The organism is Vibrio sp. Vb0667, from assembly GCF_033391095.1.
The window spans coordinates 1-1,139 of sequence record NZ_JAWPOL010000304.1 but is presented as its reverse complement, the minus strand read 5'-3'; the positions used below and the strand labels follow the sequence as shown (position 1 = coordinate 1,139).

The 1,139-nt window shown below is 45.6% G+C and carries 2 protein-coding genes; both read left to right on the top strand.

The annotated features are described in order from the left end of the window. A partial coding sequence (locus tag R8269_RS25475) for a helix-turn-helix domain-containing protein (protein WP_318222946.1) occupies positions 1 to 397 on the top strand: 397 nt, incomplete at its 5' end. 176 nt (positions 398 to 573) lie between these two features. Continuing rightward, positions 574 to 1,139, top strand: a 566-nt coding sequence (locus R8269_RS25470) for a histidine kinase dimerization/phospho-acceptor domain-containing protein (RefSeq protein WP_318222945.1), incomplete at its 3' end; no start/stop codon positions are given.

The window sequence follows — 1,139 nt, the reverse complement described above, 5'->3', positions numbered from 1 at the left end:
TAACCTTGTTGAGCGCATGATCATTTTGTACCCAAACAGTCTGGTTGATGTGAACCATCTTCCGACGAAATATCGCTACAGTGATATTCCAGAGTTCCAACCTGAAGGTAATCCGTTCACTTCGATTGAAGAGCAAGAGCGCGATGTGTTCCAAGACATCTTCTCGGAAGATTTCAGCTTTGACGAGCAAAGCGATCTGGATCACAACATGAATGCGCCTCAAGCGTTGCCACCAGAAGGGGTGAACCTAAAAGAGCTATTAGCAGATTTGGAAGTCAACATGATCAGCCAAGCGTTAGAAGCGCAAGGTGGGGTCGTTGCAAGAGCTGCTGATATGCTGGGTATGCGCCGTACAACGTTGGTTGAGAAAATGCGCAAGTATAATTTGCAGCGTTAGATCGAGCTTCAGTTCAATCACAAAAGTTATCTTTTCTGACATTAAAATCAGACATTTCTCGGTGTCAACTTATTGTCGATAACATAACGTCATGATAAATATAAAAAATAGCTTGGTACGCTAATTGCTTACCAAGCTATTTTACTTTTTAGTGGCGATATTTCGACAGGCAGTGAATGGACAATAACACCAACCAATCCCATTTAGACTCAGTAGAAAACCAAGTTGAGCGCTATAAGCAGGTATTGGATGTGATGCCCGCAGGGGTTATTTTGCTCGACACGTATGGTGTTGTGCGAGAAGCCAACCCCGAGGCACACCGAATTCTAGAAATCCCACTGGTTAACGAGAAATGGTTCAACATCATTCAAGCGGCTTTTGATCCGCGTGAAGATGATGGCCACGAAGTGTCACTGCGTAATGGTCGCAAAGTGCGTTTGGCGATTTCTGCCTCCGCGACAGGGCAGCTGATCCTCATCACCGACTTAACCGAAACCCGTTTACTGCAAGCTCGTGTGAGTGATCTACAACGTCTTTCTTCATTAGGGCGTATGGTTGCATCGCTAGCGCATCAAGTGAGAACGCCGCTGTCGAGCGCAATGTTGTACGCCTCTAATTTGGGCGCGCCTAATCTTCCGCCAGCGACGAGAGAGCGCTTCCAAAGTAAATTAATGGATCGACTGCACGATTTGGAAAAGCAGGTTAATGATATGCTGCTTTTTGCTAAAGGTGGTGATAATAA